The sequence below is a fragment of the Acidobacteriota bacterium genome (assembly GCA_009691245.1).
Lineage (GTDB): Bacteria > Acidobacteriota > Terriglobia > 2-12-FULL-54-10 > 2-12-FULL-54-10 > SHUM01.
In genome coordinates, this window is record SHUM01000012.1 from 1 (window position 1) to 19,328 (window position 19,328).

At 60.9% G+C, this 19,328-nt stretch carries 12 protein-coding genes; 8 read left to right on the top strand and 4 right to left on the bottom strand.

Going from position 1 to position 19,328, the window contains the following annotated elements; genetic code table 11:
* The first annotated feature begins 313 nt into the window (after nucleotides 1–313).
* The 7 genes from EXQ56_04580 to EXQ56_04610 all read left to right on the top strand — a co-directional run bounded on the left by EXQ56_04580 (nucleotide 314) and on the right by EXQ56_04610 (nucleotide 14,339).
* A complete protein-coding gene (locus EXQ56_04580; protein ID MSO19728.1) occupies nucleotides 314–1,843 on the top strand; it encodes a UbiD family decarboxylase in 1,530 nt (509 codons plus the stop codon).
* Nucleotides 1,844–1,931: 88 nt separating this feature from the next.
* Nucleotides 1,932–2,192 (top strand): hypothetical protein, encoded by a 261-nt coding sequence (locus EXQ56_04585; protein MSO19729.1) that lies wholly within the window; start codon nucleotides 1,932–1,934, stop codon nucleotides 2,190–2,192.
* Between the two features lie 173 nt (nucleotides 2,193–2,365).
* Nucleotides 2,366–4,270, top strand: a complete 1,905-nt coding sequence (locus EXQ56_04590) for a hypothetical protein (protein ID MSO19730.1) — start codon at nucleotides 2,366–2,368, stop codon at nucleotides 4,268–4,270.
* 288 nt (nucleotides 4,271–4,558) lie between these two features.
* Nucleotides 4,559–5,413, top strand: coding sequence for an MBL fold metallo-hydrolase (locus tag EXQ56_04595; GenBank protein ID MSO19731.1), 855 nt, complete (start codon nucleotides 4,559–4,561; stop codon nucleotides 5,411–5,413).
* A gap of 37 nt (nucleotides 5,414–5,450) precedes the next feature.
* On the top strand, nucleotides 5,451–7,355 hold the full coding sequence (locus EXQ56_04600) for a hypothetical protein (GenBank protein MSO19732.1): 1,905 nt from the start codon (nucleotides 5,451–5,453) through the stop codon (nucleotides 7,353–7,355).
* A gap of 188 nt (nucleotides 7,356–7,543) precedes the next feature.
* A complete protein-coding gene (locus EXQ56_04605; protein ID MSO19733.1) occupies nucleotides 7,544–10,816 on the top strand; it encodes a TonB-dependent receptor in 3,273 nt (1,090 codons plus the stop codon).
* Between the two features lie 283 nt (nucleotides 10,817–11,099).
* A complete protein-coding gene (locus EXQ56_04610) occupies nucleotides 11,100–14,339 on the top strand; it encodes a TonB-dependent receptor (GenBank protein MSO19734.1) in 3,240 nt (1,079 codons plus the stop codon).
* Nucleotides 14,340–14,546: 207 nt separating this feature from the next.
* Here EXQ56_04610 and EXQ56_04615 read toward each other — a convergent pair whose 3' ends face one another.
* The gene (locus EXQ56_04615) at nucleotides 14,547–14,924 is read right to left on the bottom strand and encodes a DUF393 domain-containing protein (GenBank protein MSO19735.1); all 378 of its coding nucleotides are present in this window, start codon (nucleotides 14,922–14,924) and stop codon (nucleotides 14,547–14,549) included.
* A gap of 133 nt (nucleotides 14,925–15,057) precedes the next feature.
* Between EXQ56_04615 and EXQ56_04620 the strand changes: the two genes are divergently transcribed.
* Nucleotides 15,058–16,821, top strand: a complete 1,764-nt coding sequence (locus EXQ56_04620) for a DUF2029 domain-containing protein (GenBank protein MSO19736.1) — start codon at nucleotides 15,058–15,060, stop codon at nucleotides 16,819–16,821.
* 11 nt (nucleotides 16,822–16,832) lie between these two features.
* On the opposite strand, the gene EXQ56_04625 is transcribed toward EXQ56_04620, so the two are convergent.
* From EXQ56_04625 to EXQ56_04635, 3 genes are all read right to left on the bottom strand, one after another.
* Entirely contained in the window at nucleotides 16,833–17,222 is a 390-nt protein-coding gene (locus tag EXQ56_04625) for a DUF2304 domain-containing protein (GenBank protein MSO19737.1), read from the bottom strand.
* 22 nt (nucleotides 17,223–17,244) lie between these two features.
* Nucleotides 17,245–18,075, bottom strand: coding sequence for a glycosyltransferase family 2 protein (locus tag EXQ56_04630; GenBank protein MSO19738.1), 831 nt, complete (start codon nucleotides 18,073–18,075; stop codon nucleotides 17,245–17,247).
* Between the two features lie 99 nt (nucleotides 18,076–18,174).
* Nucleotides 18,175–19,146 carry a hypothetical protein gene (locus EXQ56_04635; protein MSO19739.1) on the bottom strand — a complete coding sequence of 324 codons (972 nt, stop codon included), beginning with the start codon at nucleotides 19,144–19,146 and terminating at the stop codon, nucleotides 18,175–18,177.
* Between the last annotated feature and the right edge of the window lie 182 nt (nucleotides 19,147–19,328).

A 19,328-nucleotide genomic window follows, 5' to 3' on the forward strand; every position in this document is an offset into this window, starting at 1 on the left:
TTGTCTTCCCGCTGGCCACCGCCACTTAAACCTGCCGCAACACCGTTACGATCTGCTCTGGTTTGTACCTCTGCATCGGCATATTCAAATACCTCCTTCATGAGATTCTCTCTCACTTCGGCTGGTATCGAAATCGCCGGGCAGGTCACCGGGACACGCGAAGCTTTGGGAATATCTGACTGAGTTGAGGGATACTAGTAGCTGTTGCACAACCTGATTGACAGCATTGTAAGGGCACGGTTAAAACCGTGCCCTTACGCTCCTGGAGCGAGGTTATGCAATAGCTTCTAATCAACTATTTTTCGGGGGACACATGCGGGATTTGCGGACTTGGCTGGCGGAAGTGGAAGCGATGGGCGAGCTGGCCACCATCAAGAAGAAGATGGACTGGAACGAGGAGACCTCGGCGCTGAACTATATTGTCGGGCAGCGCGAGGGCGCGCCCGCGCTGCTGTTTGAGAATATCAAGGACGCGCAGCCCGGCTTCCGCACCCTGCACAATCTCTTCGGCACCAGCAAGGAGCGCATCGCCACGGCCTTTGGATTTCCGACGGGCAAGTCGGTGGCCGAGCTGACCGACATGCTGCGCAAGAATTTTCGCCGCAAGATTCCGCCCAAGGTGATCGACGCCAGCGCAGCGGCGGTGAATGAGAACATCAAGATGGGCGCCGATGCCGACATCACCATCTTCCCCGCGCCCAAGATGTGGCCGCTCGATGGCGGCCGCTACCTCGGCACGTGGGATGTCTTCCTCACACGCGATCTGGAGGACGGCCACATTAATCTCGGGACTTATCGGCAAATGGTGAAGTCGGCGCGCGAGCTGTTCGTCTATTGGTCGCCGGGCAAGGACGCGCGCCTGATGGCCGAGCGCTATTGGGCCAAGGGCCTGACCTTCCCCGTGGCCACCGCTTACGGCACCGATCCGCTGCTGTTCACCGTGGGCTGCCAGACGCTGCCCAAAACCGAGTCCGAGTACGACTACGCCGGCGGACTGCGCAACGAGGCGATTGAAGTTTTCAAGAGCGACGTTACCGGGCTGCTGCTGCCGGCCTCCGCCGAGATCATCATCGAGGGCGAGATGCGCCCCGGCAATGAGGGCTTGGAAGGACCGTTCGGCGAGTTCACCGGCTACTACGGTCGGCCCGAGGCGCGCACTCCGATCATCGACGTGAAGTGCGTGCGCTACCGCAATAATCCCATCCTCACCTGCGCGCTGATGGCCGACTACCCGGCCTGCGAGCAGAGCCTGCTGTTCGCCGTGGCCCGCTCGGCGCGCATCTGGACCGACCTCGAACAAGTCGGCGTGCCGGGCATCAAGGGTGTCTATGCGTTCCCGGAAGCGGCGGGCGGATTCGGCGCGACGGCCATCTCCATCGAGCAGCGCTACGCGGGTCACGCCTCGCAAGTTGCCGCGCTGGCGGCGCAGGTGCCCAGCGGCGCGTATTACACCAAGTTCATCATCGTGGTGGATGACGACATCGACTGCACGGACATTCATCAAGTGATGTGGGCCATGTCCACGCGCTGCGATCCGGAGACCGACCTCGACGTGCTGCGCTCAACCTGGTCGACGTATCTTGATCCCACCAAGAATCCGCCGGAAGAGCGGCCCTGGGGCTCGAAAGTGCTCATCAACGCGACCAAGGAGCACAAGTACCTGAAGGTCTTCGCCAAGCGCAACCGGATACGCAAAGAAGTCTACGACAAGATCGTAAGTGAGTGGAGTGAGTTCGGCTTCAACTTCGCCCCGCCCGTGATCCGCAACTTCGAGGAAGACAAGTCACTCGACTTCGGCCAGTACAAAGTGGCCGGCAAGAGCGAGCACCCGGAAGGGATGTAGCCACGGCACGATTTTAGTGCCGTGGGCTTTTCGCCCGCTGGAACCCACGGCACAAAAAGGATGCCGTGGATACCTAGACAGGAAAACTATGAAACGAGTAATCGTTTCGTTGATGATCGGCTTTCTTTTGCTGCTGGTCGGTGTCTGGTTCGCATTAACGCAGCCGATCTTCACGGGAAACAGAATTCCGCGCGCTGTCACAGTAGTTCCGGATCGGCTGCGCATTCATGTTTACACTTTGGCGGAGGGGTTTGTACCGCGGGATTACAGGCATCCGGAGAACCTTGATCGCGCCACCGTTCGGGATTTTGTCTTTGGAATTTGGGATTTGCTTGGGAATAGGGTTTAGTACTTCGAGCATCTCTTCCCTGCCCCCGTGGATTGCCGCTTGACCAGCACGGACCCGGAAAGTAGAATGGCCACACTTGGCTTTCAGTGCAGAGGACCGCTGTTCGTGGGGCTTCCTGCGCTGCAAGACTCTCGGTATATAGACCATGAAGATATGATTTGAGGAGCGACTACATGCGCAAAAGGCTTGGCATCTGGATTTACTTCGTGGCAATCATGCTGGCGGCAATTCCGGGCGCTCGCATGACATATGCGCAGCAGCGGGTGTCGGTGCATCCCAAGCTGGTCGGTTATCCCGACATGATCGTCTACAACGGCAAGATTTACACCATGGACGACGAGTCCACCACCACGCGCGTGGGGACCATTGTGCAGGCCGTGGCCATTCGCGGTGATGAGTTTCTGGCCATCGGCACCAACGCCGAGATGCTGGACCTGGCCGGGCCCAACACCGAGAAGATTGATCTCAAAGGGCAGGTGGTCATCCCCGGCATCGTCGATGCGCACACCCACATCCACAACAACGAGTTGAACTATTGGGTGGGTCAGCATCCCGAGGTTCTCGACAAGTATTCGCGCAACTTCGTCATCCCCGGCAACAAGGACGCCGACATCACCAAGGGCATCGAGATCGTGCTCAAGGAGAGCATGTCCAACGCGCCCAAGGGCCAGTGGGCATTCCTGAACCTGAATGCCAATGAAGGCGGCTCGGGCATGGGGCGCGGCGTCGGCTATGTGCAGGACCACATCATGCCGCTGGCCAATCTGAACAAGCTGGCGCCCACCAATCCCGTCTTCGTCGCCGCGCATCCGGCCTATATGATTAATGACGCGGCGCGCAAAGCCATCAAGGAACTCTACGGCTTCGAGCCGGTGGTGGGCATCGGCGAGGAGATGGACGAGAATCAGCAGGGCGGCCTGGTGCTCTACGCGCGCGCGCTGATCGTGGACGGCTACTTCAAGGACCACATCCCCGAGTTGGCGCAGATCATTGAGGACGGCCTCTTGAAGAACGCCGCGACCGGCATCACCACCTTTACCTCGCACATGATGGGCCTGCGCTTCATGGACGGCTATCGCCATCTGGATAACGCCGGGCGGCTCCCCGTGCGCTTCGCCTTCACGCACTACTACGGCTTCCAGGACAACCCTGACCCGGCGGCGTTCTACACGCGCCTGGGCGACTTCGCCGGCATGGGCTCGAAGTGGTTCTGGACCACCGGCGTCGGCGTGGGCAACATTGACGATGGCCCGCCCATGTTTTGCTCCACGATGGAGGCGCCGCAGGAAGTCAAGAAGCGCGAGTATTGCAAGAACGCGCCGGGGACGTCGCAGGGCGCGGGCATCTACGCCGCGATCCTGTCGCGCAACCGCGTGGCGCTCGGCCATGCCTACGCCGACAAGGGCGTCGATTACTTCATGGACGCCATCGAGCAGGGCATGAAGGAGCAGCCCTGGATGACGCTCGACTACGTGCGCTCGCGCCGCTTCTCGTCTGACCACTGCGGCTTCTATCCGCGGCCCGATCAGATTCCCCGCATGGCCAAGCTCGGCTACCTCATCAGTTGCGGCGGCAACGTGCTGGACCGCTCGTATCCGTGGCTGAAGCTCTACGGCCTGCAGCAATACGAGAACCGCATCTCGCCCATCAAGAGCCTGGTCGATGGCGGCGTGCGAGTAGTCTTCGAGAATGAAGCGGGCGTGGCCGGAACTAAAGGCCGGACATACTTCAATGATGTAGTCCCGCTCATCACCCGCAAGAATCACGCGGGCCAGATGGTCGCGCCGCAGGAGGCCGTGGACCGCGTGATCCTGATGAAGATGATGTCGTCGTGGCCCAGCTACTACATGCTGCGCGAGGACAAGATTGGCACCATCGCGCCGGGCAAGTGGGCCGACTTCGTGGTGCTCAACAAGGATTACTTCTCCGTGCCGGTCGATGACATCGCCGGCATCTATCCCTGGATGACGGTCAGCGGCGGCAAGATTCGCTTCCTGCACAGTGAGTTCGCCCCGCAGATCGGCAAACAGAAGACCGGCATTGAAATCACGTTTGAGAACAGTTCGCGGTATGAATAAGTTTCGTGATGCGTTCAGCCCCGGCAGGGGCGGCATATAGTAGCCCCGGGCGTAAGCCCGGAGTTTACGGAAGGAAAGAACACCCGGCCCCGGCAGGGGCGAAAGAACCTAAATAAGTTCTCTTTCGCGCCTGCCGGGGCTGGTGCCTCCTCCTTGCATCCGCCACCCACGGCTTGCGCCGTGGGCTACTATCTATCGCCCCTACGGGGCTCAGTTGGAACTCGTAATCTCTTCACCAGTTGTGAAAGGGGTTAGTGAGTGGCTGAGAGTTAATATGGGAGACATTAAATGAAATCATTTATACGTACTCTCTTGATACTGGCGTCGGTCGCGCCGGCGCTGGTCAACTCTGCTTTCGCGCAGCAGCAGGCGCCACCGCTGACAATTGAGAAGGTGAAGGACAACCTTTATGTAATCGTCGGCAGCGGCGGCAACGTAGGCGCGCTGGTAACCCGGGAAGGCGTAATTCTGATTGATGACAAGTTCGAGCCGAACTATGATGAGATCATGGAGAAGCTGAGGAGCGTAACCAGCCAGCCGGTGAAGTACGTCATCAACACTCACTACCATGCCGATCACTCGGGCGGCAACGTGAAGTTTCTGCCCTCGGCCGAGGTTATCTCCACGCTGAACGCGCGGAAGAATATCCTCGATCATAAGCAGCCGAACGCCCCGGCGAATCTTGCGCCGGCGCGCATCGTGTTCACCGAAGAGACCTCCGTGTTTCTCGGCGGCATGGAGGTTCGCGCGCGGCATTTCGGACGCGGCCACACCAATGGCGACGCAGTGATCTACTTCCCCGAGCTGCGCACCATCCACACCGGCGATTTGATGTCCGGAACAACGCCGCTGATTGACTACAACGGCGGCGGCAGCGTGGTCGAGTGGACTCGCACGCTGGACGCAGTTCTCCAGATGGACTTCGAGACCGTGATCCCCGGCCACGGCCCGGTCAACACCAAGGCCGGACTCAAATCCTATCGCGACAATATCGAGAAGCTGCGCAACCGTGTGAGCGGACTGATCCGCGAAGGCAAGTCCCAGGAGGAGATTGGCAAGGTCTTGATGGCCGAGTTTGGCTGGCAGCCCAATAGCCTCCAGATGGAGTGGAGCTTGCCCGGTTTTTTCCAGGAATTGAAATAGCAATTTTTATTCGCAAACAGCAAAGGTTCTCAGGAGGATGGCGATGAAACAGATTATCCGATTTTCACTTTTGTCAATGGTCGTCGCGCTGACGCTGGCCGCTGCCTTCGCGCAGCAGCGGGCCTCGGTGCCCACGGCGATCATCTCCTACCCGGAGATGATTCTGCACAACGGCAAGATTGTCACCATGGACAACGTGCAGATGAACACGGAGCTGGGCACCATTGCGCAGGCCGTGGCCATCCGCGACCGCAAGATTCAGGCCATCGGCTCGAACGCTGACATACTGGCGTATGCCGGGCCGAATACGCAGAAGATTGACTTGAAGGGACGCACGGTGATTCCCGGCATTGTTGACTCACACACTCACATCCACAATAACGAAGTGGCCTACTGGGTGGAGCATCATCCCAAGGAACTGGCGACCATGGCGCGCAACTTTTCGGTCGGCGGCGAGACCAACGCCGACATCAAGCGCGGCATCGAGCTGGTGCTGAAGGAGCGCATGGCGGACGCCGAGCCAGGGATCTGGGCGGTGCTGACGCTCCCCACCAACGATCCCAAGAATCCCGGCTCGGGCACCGGCCAGGGTGTGAAGTTCGTGCAGAAGCGCGAGATGACCGCCAAGGATCTGAACGTGCTCGCGCCGGAGAATCCCGTACTGCTGGCGGCGCATCCGGCCTACATGATGAATGAGGCGGGCAAGAAGTATATGGAGAAGCTCTACGGCTTCTACCCGCCGATGGAAGTGGCCGATGACACCGGCTTCGGCGAACTGACCGAATACAGTCGCGCGCTGATGGTGGACGGCTACTTCAAATCGCACCCCGACACGCTGGCCGAGATCGTGGAGTCGGGCCTGCTGAAGAACGCCGCCGTGGGCATCACCTCATTCGCCTCGCACATGATGGGCCTGCAGTTCCTGAACGCCTATCAGAAGCTGGTGCGCGAAGACCGCATGCCGATCCGCTTTGCCTACACGCATTACTTCGGCTTCCAGAACAATCCCGACCCGGCGGCATTCTACATGCGCCTGGGCGACATGGCCGGGCTCGGCAATGACTACTTCTGGTCGGCGGGCGTGGGCATGGGCAACGTGGACTCCGGTCCGCCGATGTTCTGCTCGACGATGGAAGCGCCGCCCGAACTGAAAGAGCGCGAGTGGTGCCGCAACACGCCGGGCAACCCCTACTGGAAGGGCATGGTCGCGGCGATCATGTCGCGCAGCCGCGTGGCACTGGGCCACTCCTATGGCGATAAGTCGGTGGACTACTTCATGGACGCGCTCGAAAACGCCTCGAAGGTTGACCCGACGATCACGCTCGACTACATCCGCTCGCGCCGGTTTTCGTCGGACCACTGCGGTTTCTATCCGCGCCCGGAGCAGATTCCGCGCATGGCCAAGCTGGGCATGTACATCTCCTGCGGCGGCAACGTGCTGTCGCGGAGCTATCCGTGGCTGGAGATGTACGGACTGAAATACGCCAACTGGATTTCCCCGGTGAAGAGCCTGCTCAAGGCCGGGGTGAAGACCACCTTTGAGAACGAAGCCGGCGTGGACGGCTTGGTGAGCGAGACCTACTTCAAGGAAGCCTATCCACTGATCACCCGCAAGAACGAATACGGCGCGCTGGTGGCTCCCGAAGAGGCCGTGGACCGTATCACGCTGATGAAGATGATGACCAGTTGGCCGGCGGAGTACATGCTGCGCGAGAAGCAGATCGGCACGCTCGAACCCGGCAAGCTGGCCGACCTGCTGGTGCTGAACGCCGACTACTTCACCGTCGCCGAGGACAAGATTCCAACCGTCTATCCGGTCATGACCGTGGTGGGCGGCAAGATTCTGGTGGTGCGCAACGAAGCGGCGCGCGACCTGGGCCTGCAGGCGAAGGGCCCGCAGATCGAGTTCAAGTTCTCCGGCGGACGCTACGCCGCGCAGTAAGTTGCGGGTGTCATTCCAAGCCGCTTTTTTCAACAAGCCCTCAACAAGCTCTTGGTTCGGCTGTTGAGCTTGTACAGGATTCGATAAATAGATCAATAAACTTCTTGCCAACTCCATCTGGTTTTGAATTACTATGGGTGCAGCTTGGTCAGTCAACTGAACGGGGCAATTCCGAATCGAACAGGCCGATGCGCTACCGCCAAATCAGCGGGGCGCACCTGCGGCGCTATGGGAGGGAAAAAATGAATTTGAAACAGAATCTTGCCGTGATGATGCTGGCGCTGGCCATGCCGGCGATGATCTTCGCGCAGGCCAACAGCAGCGCGCTCAGCGGCGTGGTCCGCGATCCCAGCGCGGCCGTAATTACCGGCGCGGCCATCACCGTAACCAACTCGGAGACCGGCCTGACGCGCACGCGCGAGTCTGACCCGGCGGGCCGCTACCGCGTCGGCGAACTCCCACCCGGCACTTATCAGATCACCGTATCCATGGCGGGCTTCAATCGCGAGACGCGCAAGGACCTGGTGTTGCAAGTAGGCCAGGAACTCGGCCTGAGCTTCACTCTGCAAATCGGCGCGCTGGAACAGGAAATTGTAGTTACTAGCGAAGCGCCGGTGGTGGAGACCACCACGGCCTCGGTGGCGCGCGTGGTCAGCCAGGAGCAGCTCCGCGAGCTGCCGCTGAACGGCCGCAGCTTCACCGACCTGATTACGCTGGACACCATGGCCTCCACGCCGGGCAATCAGGCCAAGGGCACGGCGAACTACGGCAACTCGGCCCAGCTCACCGTGGCCGGCGCGCGGTCGGACTCGAACAGCTTCACGCTGGACGGCACCGACATCAACGGCACGGCCAACGGATCGCCAGGCAGCGCCGCCGGCGTGCAACTTGGCGTCGATACCATCCGCGAATTTCAGGTGATCACCGCCAACGCCAAGGCCGAGTACGGGCGCAACTCCGGCGCCATCGTCAACGCCGTAACGCGCTCGGGCACCAACGATATGCACGGCACGCTGTTCGAGTTCCTGCGCAACAAGACGCTGGACGCCCGCCGCTTCATCGACCTGCCCACGGCGCAGAACCCCAACGGGTCGCTGCCGCCCTTCAAGCGCAACCAATTCGGCGGCTCCCTGGGCGGGCGCATCAAACAGGACAAATCGTTCTACTTCCTAGCCTATGAAGGTCTGCGCCAGCGCCTGACCGAGACGCAGGTCTATCGCGTGCCCACCGCCGACGGCCGCCGCGGCATCGGCGCCGGAGTTCTGAATACCGTAACCAACACTCGACCCGATGTAGTGGTTCATCCCTCGATCGTCCCTTACGTGAATCTGTGGCCGTCGCCCAGCCTGGGCAGCCGCAGCTACGGCGACGGCACGGCGGACTACTTCGGTCCGGTGGTCCAGCCGACCAACGAAAACTTCGGCTCGGCGCGCTTTGACCACACCTACTCGGAGAAGGATTTCCTCTTCGCGCGCTACACCACCAGCCGCGGCGACAGCGTGATCCCGTCGCAACTGCTCTCGGACAGCTCGTTCCTCTCCGCCAATCAATTCATCACCGCGCAGTACGACCGCATCATCAGCTCCACAATGCTGAACATGTTCCGCGCCGGATTCAACCGTTCATTCAACGACATCTCGCCCGGCCAGGCGCCCGGCGGCGAGAATCTCGGCTTCACGCCCGGCCAGCCCATCGGCTCTCTTGGGCCAACGCCGCTCTCGACGCTGGGCCCGGCCGGCATTGTGCGACTTTATCAGGTGCAAAACTCCTTCCAGTTCGACGACAACCTGACCATCAATCGCGGCGCGCACACCTGGAAGTTCGGCACCGCGGTGCAGCGCTTTCAATGGAACTCCGATCAGCCGGCCTTTGTGCAGGGCAGCATCACCTTCAACAGCTTTACGAACTTTCTGCTGGCCGGCCCGACCGGCACCGGCGCGACGTTCCTGCTGCCCGAATCCAGCACCTACCGCCACATCCGCACCACGATGTATGGGTTCTACGGGCAGGATGACTGGCGCGTCAGCCCCCGGCTGACCATCAATTACGGCCTGCGCTGGGAGTTCACCACCGGCCTGAAGGAGACCGACGACCTGGTCTCCTACATTCTCGATCCGCAGACGTCGCGACTCGAGGACGTCAAGGTCGGCGAGCTGTGGGACAACAAGATCAAGAATTTCCAGCCGCGCCTGGGCCTCAACTGGTCGCTCGACGAGGAGTCGAAGACGGTGCTCAGCGGCGGCCTCGGCATCTTCCACAATCAGGTGCTGCACAACTCGATGGTCTCGTTCCGCGCGCAGCAGCCGTTTTATTTCCGCGGCTCGTTCGCCGGCATCAACTCGGTGGGCGTGTTCCCGAATGTGCGCGCCATGATTGCCACCACGGCCAACGGCGCCGACCAGCCCACCGCGGCGGCATTTCGCGTTACGCGAACGTTTGACCATGACAACTTCAAGACGCCGACCTACTATCGCTACAATATGACCATCCAGCGCGCGCTGCCCGGCCAGCTGGTGGCGCGCGTGGGCTATGTCGGCTCCTTCTCGAGGCATCTGGCGCGGCGGCAGGGATTGAACACCTTCCCGCAACCCATCAAGCAGGCCGACGGCTCGCTGTTCTTCCCCTGCGCCACGGCCTCGGCGGTTTGCTCGACGCCGGCGCCGCAGTTCATTAATCCGAACTTCTCGCAGATCGAGTGGATGTCGTCGGACGCTAATTCGAGTTACAACGCGCTCACCGCCAACCTGCAACAGAAGTTCCGCAACGGCATGTCCTTCCAGGCGAGCTACACCTACTCGAAGTGCATAGACGACGCCTCGTCCTCCGAAACCAATTACTCGACCGCGGCCACGCTGGGCCAGTGGTCGCCGGACCGCACCCTGGAGCGGGCGCGCTGCAACTTCAATATCCCGCACGCCTTCGTGGCCAACGGCCTGTACGAGTTGCCGTTCGGGTCTGGGCGCAGCTTCATGAACTCGGGCGGCGTGGCCGACTGGGTGCTGGGCAACTGGCAAATTGGCGGCGTGCTGACCATTCAGCAAGGCCTGCCCTTCACCGTTACCACCAATTTCCGCGCGCCGGGCTTCACCGGCTTCGCCGCAAACCGGCCCAACACCTCGCCCAACGCGGACGCCACGAAAGCTACCCAGGAGCCGTTCGGGACGCGTGAGCAGTTCTTCGACACCTCCATTTTCAGCAATCCCGCCGGCGGCACGCTGGGCACGGCCGGGCGCAACTACCTGCTGGGAGCGCCGCTGGTGCAGTTGAACTTCACCCTGAGCAAGTCGTTCTCGATCTCCGAGCAGACCAAGCTGCAGTTCCGCAGCGAGTACTTCAACGCATTGAACCAGACCAACTTGTCCTTCCCGGCAACCAACATCAACGTCGCCGGCGCAGGGCGGATCACCGACACAAGCACCAAGGCGCGGCAGATCCAGTTGGCGCTGAAGCTGACGTTCTAGTCACTCGACCATTGCATTGAAATTGCGAGGCTCCGCCGCTGGCGGAGCCTCTTTTTATTTTGCCCTGTCGTTCGCTATAGCCGGCCCTCGGCCGCGAGGTCGTCACGAGGATTGAACGCCCCGGCAGGCCCCCCTGATTGTTCTTGCCTATTCCACCCCTGATTGAATTATTATGGGGTAACAGCTTGGTCAGCTAATTTGATGGGGCATTTGCAGTTGCAATGGGCCGTAGCGCTTCCCGCGGAGTGAGCGGCGGAAAGCCTCGGCATTTACTTGGAGGAAAATGATGAAATTGAAACAGATTCTTGCACTGCTGATGCTGGCGCTGGCGATACCAGCCATGATCTTTGCGCAGTCCAATAGCAGCGCGCTAAGCGGCGTGGTTCGCGATCCCAGCTCGGCGGTGATAACTGGCGCGGAGATAACCGTATCCAATATGGACACCGGCCTAACGCGCACGGCCACATCGAACGCCTCGGGCGTCTATCGCGTCGGCGAGCTCAATCCCGGCAGCTATCAGATCACCGCTTCGATGACGGGCTTCTCGCGCGAGACGCGCAAGGACGTTACGCTGCTGGTGGGCCAGGAACTCTCGGTGAACTTCGCGCTGCAAGTCGGCGCAGTCGAGCAGGAGATCATCATCACCGGAGAAGCGCCGGTGGTGGAGACCACCATCTCGTCGGTGGCCTCCAACGTAACCCAGGAACAACTCCGCGAGCTGCCGCTGAACGGTCGCGCGTTTACCGACCTGGTGACGCTGAACCCCGGCGCGGTTACGCCGCACGTCGCGCAGGGCCGCGGCGCCAACTACGGCTTCGCCACCCAACTCTCGGTGGCCGGCGCGCGCACCGACTCGAACAGCTTCCGCCTCGACGGCACGGACATGATGGACACCCGTAACATGAATCCCGGCAGCGCAGCCGGCGTGCAGCTGGGCGTGGATACGATTCGTGAGTTTCAGGTGATCACGGCGAACGGCAAGGCCGAGTACGGTCGCAACGCCGGCGCAGTCATCAACGCGGTCAGCCGCTCGGGCGAGAACACCATGCATGGCGCGCTGTTTCACTTTCTGCGCAACAACAAGCTGGACGCGCGGCGCTTTGAGAATCCCAAAGCCCTTCCGCCGTTCAAGCGCAACCAGTTTGGCGGCACCATCGGCGGCCCCATCGCGCGCGACAAGGCTTTCTACTTCTTCGGCTACGAGGGTCTCCGCCAGCGGCTGAACGAGTCGGCGGTTTATAACGTACCCACGGCGGACGGCAAGCGCGGAATCGGCGTCGGCCCCATCGTCAATGGGGCGCGCACCAATGTAGTGGTCGATCCCCGCATGGTTCCCTACATGAATCTCTACCCACTGCCCAATGGCCGCGATCTGGGCGACGGCACAGCCCTGCTGGCTAACGATGCGAGCCGCCCCACAACTGAGAACTTTGGTTCGGGACGTGTAGACTACGCCCTATCGAGCAACGACTCGTTCTTCTCGCGCTACACCATCAGCCGGGCCGAGTCCAACTCCAACGGTAATCTTCTGTCCAAGCAGATCTCCACCACTTCGCGGCATCTGCTCACCATGCAGGAGGACCACATCTTCGGCCCGTCCATGGTCAATACGCTGCGGCTCTCCTTCAATCGGTCGCTGGGCTTTTCCGCCCCGGGACAGGTGGAAGGCGGCGAGAGCCTGGGATTCGCCGCCGGCGTGCCGTTGGGCGAGATGGGCGCGGGCTCCGCAGTGTCCAACATCGGCCCGATGAGCATCGGCATCGTGGACGATAAGCAGAATAGCTTTCAGTATGAGGACACGGTTTCCTATACCCGTGGGAATCACAATATGAAGTTTGGCGCGCTGGCCCAGAGGTTCCAATGGAACACGGACAACCCGGCGTTCTGGCAGGGCCAGTTCTCCTTCACGGACTTGCCCACAATGCTCCGACTCGGGAACGCCAGCGCCACCTACCGGCTGCCCCGTTCCAGCACCAATCGCGGACTGCGCACATGGCTGATGGGTTTCTTCGGCCAGACCGACTACCGTGTAAGTCCAAGCCTGACCCTGAACGTGGGCCTGCGCTGGGAGTTCACCACCGGCGTCAGCGAGGTCCACAACAATATCTCCTACCTCGCCAATGGCCCGATCACCTCGACCCCCAATGACATCAAGCTCGGCAAGCTGTGGAACAATCACATCAAGAATTTCGAGCCGCGCTTCGGCTTCAACTGGGCGTTGGGCGCCAACCAGACCACCTCGCTCAGCGGCGGCATCGGCATCTACCACAATCAGATTTTGCATAACAGCTTCGTCTCGTTCCGCGATCAGCTCCCGTTCAACTTCCGGGCCACCGCGACGAATGTTTCCTTCGCCGCCTTCCCGAATATTGAACAGGTGGTGTTGCAGTCCGGCCAGAACTTCAACGCCAGCCGGCATTTTGACCTTGATAATTTCAAGACGCCCACCTACTACCGCGCCAATTTGACCATCCAGCATCAGCTTCCCGGCGAGCTGGTGGTGAAGCTGGGATTTGTCGGCTCGCTCGCCCGGCACCTGGCGCGCCGCCAGTTGCTGAATACCTTCCCGAATCCGGTGGCGCGCGCCGACGGCAGCTTGTTCTTCGGCTGCGGACCGGCGGTATCGGCTACCTGCGCCAGCCCCATCCCGCAGGTGATCAATCCAAACTTCGGGCGCATCGAGTGGATGTCCAGCGACGTGAATTCATCCTACAATTCGATGGTTACTTCCATCCAGAAGCGTTTTAGCCGCGGACTTACCTTCCAGGCTAATTACACCTATTCGAAATCGATTGATGACTACTCGCAATCGGAGACCAACTACGCCGGCGAGACCGGAGCCAATGGCCAGTTCGGGCCGGACCGTGTACTGGACCGTGCGCGCTCCACGTTCAATATTCCTCACGTGTTCGTCGCCAACGGCGTCTACGAGCTGCCCCTCGGCCATGGGAAAGCCCACCTGAACTCGGGTGGCGTGGTCAACGCCATTGTGGGCGGCTGGCAGCTTGGAGGCATTCTCACCCTGCAGCAGGGACTGCCGTTCACGGTTGGATCGTTAATCGCCGACGCGGGTTACACGTTCCGCGCCAATCGCCCGAACATGAATTCCAGTGTCGACATCAATACCGTTACCAGCGGCACCTCGGCGGGATGTGTCGTGGCGGGAACCACCACCCCGATCGCCGCCGGCACGCCGATTGGAACACGCGATCGCTATTTCGATCCCTGTGTATTCGGAGCGCCGGCAGCCGGCACCATCGGCAACGTCACGCGCAACACGCTCATTGGACCCGATCTGCGCAACGTGAACTTCAACCTCGGCAAGACCTTCAACATCACGGAAGGTATGCGGTTGCAGTTCCGCAGCGAGTTCTTCAATCTGTTCAACCGCGTGCAGATGCGCAATCCCGCCGCACGCGTATTCTCCAACCGCACGGGCGTTTCCGCCTCCGCCGGTCTGATCACCGAATCGCTCGACGCCAGCGCGCGTCAGATTCAGTTTGGTCTGAAGCTGACGTTCTAACGGATAACCATCCACCACAGAAGAGAGGCTCTGCTTGCGCAGAGCCTCTCTTGTTTTTGGACTAGGCCATTTTTACTTTTGCTATATAGCCATCAGAGCCCCGACCGCCAGGGAGGGGGCACGTTCAACGGTGCGTAATATTCGGCGAGCGTGCCCACTCCCTGGCGGTCGGGGCTCTGATACAGCAACTGTAAAAATGGACTGGCTCTATTTGGCGGACTGCACCGGGCCATAGCGGATGCTGATCCGGCGATAGAGTGCATCGCCCACACGCCGCGCGCCGGGAAGATACACGATCAGCAGCAGCGGCCATAGGGGCGGCATGGCCAGCAGCAGTTTGCGGAATCCAGAGAAACCGGGATAGGCCTCACGGCGGTCGATGATGAGATAGGCGGCGCGCGCGAAATCCGGTTTCAGGTGCGCGACATCGTGGCTGTGCCGGCGAAAATCGCGCCAGCTCACGCTCGACCAGCAAATGCGTTGCGTGCGCCGCGCCCATTTGCGGCAGAATGCGCAGTTGCCGTCGTAGTAGACTTCCCAGCGGCCTTGCCGCAGCGCCCGCAACTGATCCCTCCAACTCGTCATGATTCTCCGCGCGCGCGGCCTGCCGGAATCGCGCTATACTCGCTCCCTGCCGGCAATATTTCCATCGTAACCCGGCAGCGCAGTCCGCCGGTAGCGCAGGCCAAACGATCTCTTCCTTGTGAGTCATTCGCCGATGAGTCAATTCGATAACGACCCTCCCGATACGCCGCGCGCCCAGCCAGCTCCGTGGGAGTCTTGGGTGCTGCGCGTGGGCTTCTGGATGTGCGCCATAGCCGGATGCGCGGGCGCGGCGTGGTGGGCCGTGCATGTGGGCAAAGGCGTCGGCTGGGATCAGATGAACTATCACCACTACAACGTCTACGCGTGGCTCTCCGGCCGCATGGACGCACATCTGGCTCCGGCTGGGATGCACACATGGATCAATCCCCTGCTCTACCTGCCGAGCTACTGGATGGTAAATCATCTGCCGCCGTGGACGACCGGAGCGATCTTCGGCGGAGTGGCGGGCCTGAATCTCGCGCTTCTGTTCGCGCTGGCCTGCCTGAGCCTGCGCAATGTCTCGCCTCTTATGGCCGCCACCATCGCGCTCACCAGCGCCATCGCGGGGCTATCCGACCCGTTCTTCCACTCCAACCTGGGGTCCAGCGACGCCGATGTTTTCCTGAGCTTGCACGTGATCGGCAGCCTCTGCCTGATATGCTGGGCGGCGAGCGATGAACTTTCTGGGCAATGGGCGGAGCAATGGGACAAATACCGCCGCGAGTCCAAGCGCCGATGGTCGTACGCCGCCGCCGCCGCGCTGCTGGGAGCCGCCGCGGGACTTAAGCTGACTTACTTCGTATACGCCATCGCGATGACCGTCGCCGTGCTGCTTCTCTGGCGCGGGCTGCGCATGAACCTGCGGCGCTTCGCGTGCTTCGCCGCCGGAGGACTAGGCGGATATGCGTTGACCGGCGGCTATTGGAACTGGCTGATGTGGTCGCGCTACCGCAATCCCTTCATGCCCTACTTCAACGACATCTTCCATTCGCCCTGGATGATGGACTTCTCATTCCGCGATACACGCTTCCCCACGCAGTCGTTCAGCGCCATGCTGCGCTTCCCGTTCCAGTGGCTCGTCGGCGAGCATCCCACCAGCGAGGGCCCTTTCCGCATCGCCATCTTCGCCATCATCTTTGTGATCATGCCGCTGCTGGTGATGGTGGCCACGATGCGGACGGGCAAGGCCGCGTTGGTGCGCTTCCTCAGCAATTGGCGGCACGGCGAGGACACCGCCGCCGGGCAGGCAGGCATCCGCGAAGGACTGCTCACCACCACCACGCTGATGTGGCTGGTGGTTATCTTCTGGATTGTCTCCTACGCGCTGTGGGCCTGGATGTTCGCCATCCAGCGCTACCTGGAGCCGCTCGCCCTGCTGGCCGGCTGGATGCTCTGGCTGCTGTGTGATTATCTGCTGACCAACCGGCGCATGAAGTGGGCTGTGTTCTCATGCCTGGTGGTGTTTAGCGTTCTGTGGATGCGCGGCGAAGACCAGGGATGGCGTGTGCCGTATGGAAAGAGTTGGTTCGGAGTGAGACTGCCCGCCGCAATGCGGCAGGAGCGCACCCTATTCGTGGTGATCGGCGGCGGCCCCATGGGCTATCTAACTGCGTATCTTCCCGCGTCCACCACCACGGTGCGGTTCAACGATCTGACCATTCCGCCCAATGGGCCGGAAACCGATCTCACCCGCCGCGCCGCACGATTGATTGCCCGCCACAACGGCCCGCTGCGCAGCCTGACTTCTATTCCGCCGGGCATGCCGCTCGTCGACCAGGATCGCGCCTACCTGGCGCGCTTCGGATTGGCGCAGGTGGAGGCCGAATGCACGCAGTTCGCAACCGACGTAACCCCGTTCACCACCTGCCCGCTCTTGCGGCGGAGTCCTGCGCAGTAACGCGGCTGCGGCTACTTGTTTTGCTCCAACATTTTCTCCAACTCCCGCGTGCGCGCGGTTACTTGCTTCAGCTCATCGCCGAGCAGCGCCACCTGCTGCACCAGCACGCGGCTACGCTCGTTCAGCTTCGAGGTGGAGGCGAACAACTGGATCACCAGCAGCGTCAGCCCGAAGATCACCACCAAAAACAACGCCGAGGTGGGAGTGGGTATGCCCAGGAACTCGGAGAGGCGGAACAAATATGGGTATCCCACCGAGGAGGCCGTCAGCAATCCCACGGAGATGGCCACCCACAGCACCGCGAAGCGCTCCGTGATGTGCCGCTGGCGGACCAGCCAAAGCACCAGCGCGAAGATGCACAGCGTAATCAGAAAAACAAACGTCTGGCCATGCTCCTGCATATGAACCTCCTATCTTCACGAGCTATCGGGCAACTCGCGGCGCCGGCTTGCGAATCAGATTCATCGCCAGCGCCAGCGGGACCTTCACCAGAAAAATAATCGCTTGCAGCATCCCAATCGTCGAGCGCCCGGCGGTACGGCTGGCCATGCGCACCGGCACTTCGGTCATGCGCATTCCCGCCTGGTGGAGCAGTAGAATCGCCTCCACCTCCGGGTAGTCTTCCGGATATTCCTCCGCCAGCACGGCAATGGAGCGGCGATTCCAGATGCGGAACCCCGATGTCGTGTCCGTAAACTTTTGCCCACAGAGCACCGAGAGTAGCCACGAAAACAATCGAATGCCCAGCCTGCGCCCGGCGGAGGATTGAAACCCTTCCGCCTGAAGAAAGCGCGAGCCAAGCACCATGTCCCAGCCGCCCTCGTTCATCTTCTCGATCAGGCGCGGAATCTCCGACGGCGGATGCTGGCCATCGCCGTCCACCTGCACCGCCAGATCGTAGCCCTGCCGCGCGGCAAACTGCAAGCCGGTCTGCACCGCGCCGCCCACGCCCAGGTTGCAGGGCAACGTGATGAGACGAGCCGGCAGGCCCGCGACCACCTCGGCAGTGTTGTCCGTCGAGCCGTCATTCACCACCAGCACGTCCATTTGCCAAGGCGCGGCCCCGGAAACGGAACTGTGCATTGCCGCCAACTCGCTAATTAGTTTGGGTAGCGATCCGGCTTCGTTATACGCGGGAATAATCACCAGCAGGCGCGGCGGCAGGAAGGCTGACGGCGCGCAAGCGGCTGAGTGCGATCTGCTGTGTGCGTTGGGGCTGGTGGAGGCTGATCCATTGGATGTTTGCGAAGTCATCTGGGTATCATCGTCTGGGTAACATCGTCGGCAATATTTCAGCAAGTGCCGATTGTCTCACGATCCGCCGCAAGGTGATTGCGTTGGAAGTCTGCAATTCTACTTATACTGTATCTCCATCAGTGAGAGGTCATCCACCCAAACCTCCGAACCCCCATTCGCCGTGGCGAAAACCTCCACGGCCACAGCGCTCGCCGGCGCACATGCGGCTACGGCGCGACGCGTCCAAATGTCGAGGCCCTCATTTTCCCGAGCCGGCACAATGCGCACATCCTCGGAGATTTGCTGGTCCTGATGGTCGAACCAGCGCAACTGGAGGCGCACATATTGCCCCGAACGATCCGCTCGCGAATAGAGCGCGTGCCGGTAGAGCACCCCCGGTTTTGCCGGAACTCTTTGGAACAAGTGCGTCAGACCATCGCTACGATACGCCATCAAACCTGCATGGCGAATATCGCTAAGCGACCCGGCACCCGGTTCTTCCGAAGCCCTCCACTCACTGGCCTCCCCTTGCGACAAGCCCGCCAGCCCGCCCTTGCTCAATAACTCCGGACCAACCGTATTCCCCAAAGTTGCGGCCTCCACGGCAAATAGCAAAGTGAAGGCCGTCGCCCGCAGCAACTTCAGACGCCCCTGCAACATCTCCGTTTCCAGCATCCGCTCATATACTCCGCGGCCTACTGCCTCCAGAGTATGCACCAGAAAAAAATTCGCCTGATAGCGCGCCAGCTCCCGTTGCAAATCCGCAGGCCGTTCAAGATGCTTTACGAAGTCGACATAGCGCGCTGGCCCTATCCAGTCTCCGATAAAAGCGCCATCGGCAAAGTAAGTGATTTTCGTGGTGGGAAGTGAGTACACTCGGTAATCTCGCCCGCGAAGCTGATTCAGATATTCAATATCCTCGTAGGGTTCAATCGCGGCCCTTAGATATGCGCTGCGCTGCTCCAGCGTAACGGGCGGCAGGCCGTTTGCAAAAACGGTTTTCCCCGTGGGATTGAAACGCGCCTGAAGAATCAGTCCAACGCCAATAATCAAGAGAACAGGGATGGCGGTGATAATTGCGGAAGCCACAGGACGGCGCAGCGCATTCCAACGCGAACTCCAACAGAAAAGCAGTGCATCCAGCGCCGCAGCGCCGCAAAGCGAGATAAGGGGAACCACTGGAATCAGGTAGCGCAAGACCTGTACGGTTCCGAACCAAAAAACTGTGTAGACCGCTGCGCTGACCAAAAGGACTCTACATGTCCGATTCC